The organism is Lachnoclostridium sp. An169 (assembly GCF_002160525.1).
GTDB lineage: Bacteria > Bacillota > Clostridia > Lachnospirales > Lachnospiraceae > Mediterraneibacter > Mediterraneibacter cottocaccae.
Map to the genome: position 1 here is coordinate 1 of NZ_NFKT01000066.1, position 4,752 is coordinate 4,752.

At 48.8% G+C, this 4,752-nt stretch carries 1 protein-coding gene and 1 pseudogene; both read left to right on the plus strand.

Annotated features, from left to right (window positions below; translation table 11 throughout):
- Positions 1–457: pseudogene (locus tag B5F07_RS23250) on the plus strand (hypothetical protein); the annotation flags it as partial.
- Positions 458–575: 118 nt separating this feature from the next.
- A partial coding sequence (locus tag B5F07_RS22055; protein WP_162613203.1) for a family 16 glycoside hydrolase occupies positions 576–4,752 on the plus strand: 4,177 nt, incomplete at its 3' end.

Sequence of the window (4,752 nt, forward strand, 5' to 3'; positions counted from 1 at the left end):
ATTCAGAGCAGCGCTGATGCAGGCAAATATGGTACTGTCAGATGAATCGCTGTCTGTGGACGACCAGGCTGTAGTGGATCAGGCGGAGACTGAACTGGCAGCGGCGCGGAATGCGCTCGTCCTGAAAGAAGAGCCGGGCGACCCGAGTGAACCGGGCGATCCGTCTGATCCGAGCGACCCGGGCGATCCATCCGATCCGAGTGACCCGAGCGATCCAGGTGACCCGTCCGAACCGTCTGAATCGGGCTGCCCATCCGAACCGGACAACCCGGATACTCCGGGAAGTTCAGACGATGGACAGAAACCGGATACGGGAGTAAAAGACAACGGAACCGGAGATCAGAAGGCTGCAAAGACCGGTGATGACACGCAGGTGGGAACCGCGGCGGCATTGATGGCGGCAGCGGCGGTGCTGGCGGGAGTTACAGTTATAATAAGAAGGAAGAAACTTCACTAAACGCCAGAAGCGGAAATCCGGGCAGAAAACAGGAAGCAGGCTGAATTGTGCGCGGGCACAAAGTGCAGTCTGCTTTCTGTACACAGAGGATAAAAACATGAAAGTGGAGGGATACGTTATGAGAAAAAAGGTGATCGGAAGAACGCTCGGTCTGATAATGGGAGGAATGATGGCATTTCAGTCCATGATCCCGGCAATGGCGGCAGATCCGCCTGGAGACAGGAAAATTCTTTATCAGAATTCGTTTGAATCCGGAGAGGCACTGGATGATTTTGAAGATATTACGGGAGACCTTGCTCGTTATACGACTGATCAGAGATCGGAACTGACAGAAGATGAAGGACATGGAATGGTCTGGAAACTGGAAAGCGGAGGCGGAAGCAGACTGGGCGGTATGGCTTTTGCAAAACGTCTGCCGGGGGAGTATTCCGATGTTTCGTTTCTTTTTGATATGAAACTTCCGGAAGATGCGGAAGGTCAGGTCCGTATTCGTTCTTCAGAGATTGGAAACTGCGGTTATACTATATATTTCAGGGAAAACGAAGTAGCGGTGACAAAGCGGAGCGGCGATACCGGAAGCGATATCCCTGTAAAGACAGAAGAACTGACACAGCCGCGAGAAGAAACGTGGAATACTTATAAGATTACAATCGTAGATAGAACGATCGGCATTCAGATCAATGGAGAAGATGTTTTATGTGCAGACGATACAGATACAACAGCGGAGTATACATACGGTGGAATTACTTTTTCAGGATGGGGATATGCAGCACTTATTGATAATCTGGTGATCAGCGAAGCAGAAGCTGCGGATCTTCCTGAGGTAGAAGCGGTTCCGTTTCGGATGAACAGAGAAAGTGTGCGGATTTCGCCGGGGGATGCGACGTCTGTTTCGCCGGTTTACGACGAGATCGCGGACAAAAAAACGGGATTTAAATATACGTCAGATAATGAAAATGTTGTCACAGTGGATGAATACGGGATACTGACAGCAAAAGAAGTAGGTGAAGCAACGGTTACGGCAGCAGCGACGGATGGGGCAGAGGCTCAGACAAAAGTGTATGTAAACCAACCGTGCAGTACATTTTATTATGTGGCAGCAGACGGCAATGACGAGACGGGCGACGGGACGGAAGCCAGACCGTTTGGTACAGTTGAAAAAGCACGGGATACAATAAGGACTCTGGATGTACTGCCGGACGGAGGTGTAACGGTATACTTAAGAGGCGGAGAGTATTATATAGACGAGACGATCGTATTCACGCCGGAAGACTCAGGAGAAGAAGGAAAGCCGGTTGTCTATGCTTCTTATCCTGGAGAGACTGCCGAGATACACAGCGGGAAGAAGATTACCGGATTTACAAAAGTGACGGAAGATTATCCCGCGGGACTTCCGGAAGAAGCAAAGGGAAATCTTTATGAAGCGGATGTGGAGCCGGGATGGAGATTCCATGATCTGTATGTAAACGGGGAACGCCAGCAGACAGCCCGCCTCTATAATACAAATGACTGGAGTACCTGGGAGACTTTTCCGGAGATGCCGGAGAGCCCGCTCTATACCAGAGATCCCAGGGGAATGACGGTAAAGTTTCAGCCGGGACATATGGACAACCTGCCGTCCAACGGCGATGTGGAGCTTTATCTGCTTCCTGTGCAGTGGTGGAACAGCCTTCCGGTTGTAACAGATATTGATGCGGAAAATAATACAGCAAGGCTGCAGTCGTATAATCCTTCAATAGAGCCGAACGGTGTGGGAGGAACTCTGTTTCAGAATAACGGGAAATATAATCTGCTCAACGCGGCAAAATTTATTGACGAACCGGGAGAATGGTGTGTGGATTCGGAAAAAGGCAAGGTATACTGGTGGCCAAAAAACGGAGAGGATCTGGAGGATGCTGTTGCCCCGAATCTGACAGAACTGATCCGCCTGCAGGGAGATGAGGAAGAAGACAACTGGGAAGAACAGGTAGAATATATTGAATTCAGAGATCTGACTTTTAAATATGCAGACCGGCTTCCGGAAAATGAATGGAACGATGACAGAACAGATCCGGATCTGGTTGTACGGAATGCGGAAAATCCGTTCGCCGCGATATTTATGCAGGGCGTGGAAAACTGTGCGTTGATTGATTCAAAGGTACTCTGCACCGGTGCGTATGCAGTTGCGCTGGATCATTATGCCAGGAATAACCGTATTGTGAGAAATGAACTAGAAAATCTTGGATGCGGAGGCGTACAGCTGTACGGATATGGACCGGGAAGTGGAAAGACAAGAGATATGAATACCGGTAATGTAATACTGGCGAACAATATCCATGATCTCGGACTCGCCCCTTATCAGCATTCCTCTGCCATTACAATTTATGGCGCAAGTTATACGGATGGAAAGTTTAACCTGATCGAGAGAGTACCGTATACTTCCATTATGATAACGGGAACCGATGCTGACAGCATGAACCCGAACTATACAAGCAAGGGCGGCGTCACAGGCTTCAATGGCCGTGCATATACAGATACGTTTGGTAATCTTACCCAGTACGGGATACGTGAGGAGGAACTTCTTGAACTTGGCCGTGAAGTGACAGATACATTTAACTGCAGCGCAGATAACGGGCGGGCCGCGATCCCGTATCAGAGCAGTGACTGCAATATTATGGAATATAATATTTCTCGGGATTACATGCTTGATATGAATGACGGCGGCTGCTACTATGCGTGGAGTATGGGGAAAAATAATGAGTATAATTATAATATTGCCGAGAAAAAGGAAAATGCAAAGCATATGTGCTGGCCGCTTTATATGGATGACTATGCAAGTTATGTAAGGCTGGAAGGAAATCGTGTATGGGCAGCGCAGACGGATACGCTTGATAAAAGCCAGGGAACCAACGTCTGGAGAGACAACGTTTCTTCCAGTGACATGGCAGTTCCGCCGGAAGGATATGAAGAACTGGAACAGACGATCCTTGGCGTTGTGGAACAGATGGGCGGATATATTACAACTGAGGGCGGCAGCGGATACCAGCCTGCGCCTGAGATAGAGGGAATCCGGGTAACGGAAGATGAATCCAGTACATACCATACACTGATCACTATGCCGGCACTGCCGGAAGGCGCAGTGATGTTCGGATACCGGATTACAGACGGTTCCCAGACGGCGCCGAATAAAGGCGATATAGTACATATCGATAAAATTCTGAATGCAGATGCGGTAAACAGAATTATCGCGGAAGACGGACGAAAGCTCGCAGTATATGCATTGGACGAGAACGGATATGTGGTCGCGTATGCCAATATTACGGCGGTGGTAAGACTGGAAGAGCAGCAAATGATGCTGGAAGCTTTCGAAAAGGAAGAAGATGGGGGCTGGAGACCGGAATATGACTGGCAGATTCTGCATGGAAGCGCGATGAACGTCATCGGGGCAGAAGACGGACATGTGTGGTGGAATGAAGATACAGACCTGAAGGTGAACCTGAATGCAGGGAATACACAGTGGAAAGACTACTCCGCGGAGATGGAATTCTGTCTGAATGCATGGAAAGATGATTCACCGCTTCCGCAGTATGACAATATCACACTGGCAGGGCATGCGCAGGATGAAAGAAATTCATGGATGCTGATCGCAAGAAAGAGCGGAAAACTGGAATTGAATAAATTCTATGCGAATGCAGGAAGCAGTATCATAGAGACAGATTATCCGATTGAGACAGGAACGTGGTATCAGATGAAAATCGTATTCCGTGGGAACACAATCGAATGTTACATTGCCAGGCGGGGAGAAGAGTATGGAGATGCGAAACTTACCTACACAGATACGACAGGAACGCAGCTTACATACGGTGGTGTTGAGGTTACATCACTGGGTGCGGATTTCTACTGTGATAATGTCCGTGTCATCGGAATGGTTTCAGATATGAGGAAGAATCTGGAACAGTACCTGGAAAAAGTAGAAGGAGCTGACCTTCACGGATATACAGAGGAATCTATCGAAAATCTTCGGAAGGCGGTTCAGAAAGCGAAGAATGTCCTTGGCAGTGAGGCATCGCAGCAGCAGATTGAAGACGCTCTCGAAGCGTTGGAAAAAGCAGTTCAGGGACTGGAAGAAGTCGTAGAAAAGGTGGATAAAACTCTGCTTCAGAAGACTGTCGAATATGCGCTGTCACTGAGCACAGAAGGTGCGACCGATACCGCAAAGGAATATTTTGAAAAGGTTCTGGCAGAAGCACAGCGTGTACTGGCGGATGAAAACGCAGACGCGGATGAAGTCAATACGGCATGGGACAGCCTCCTGG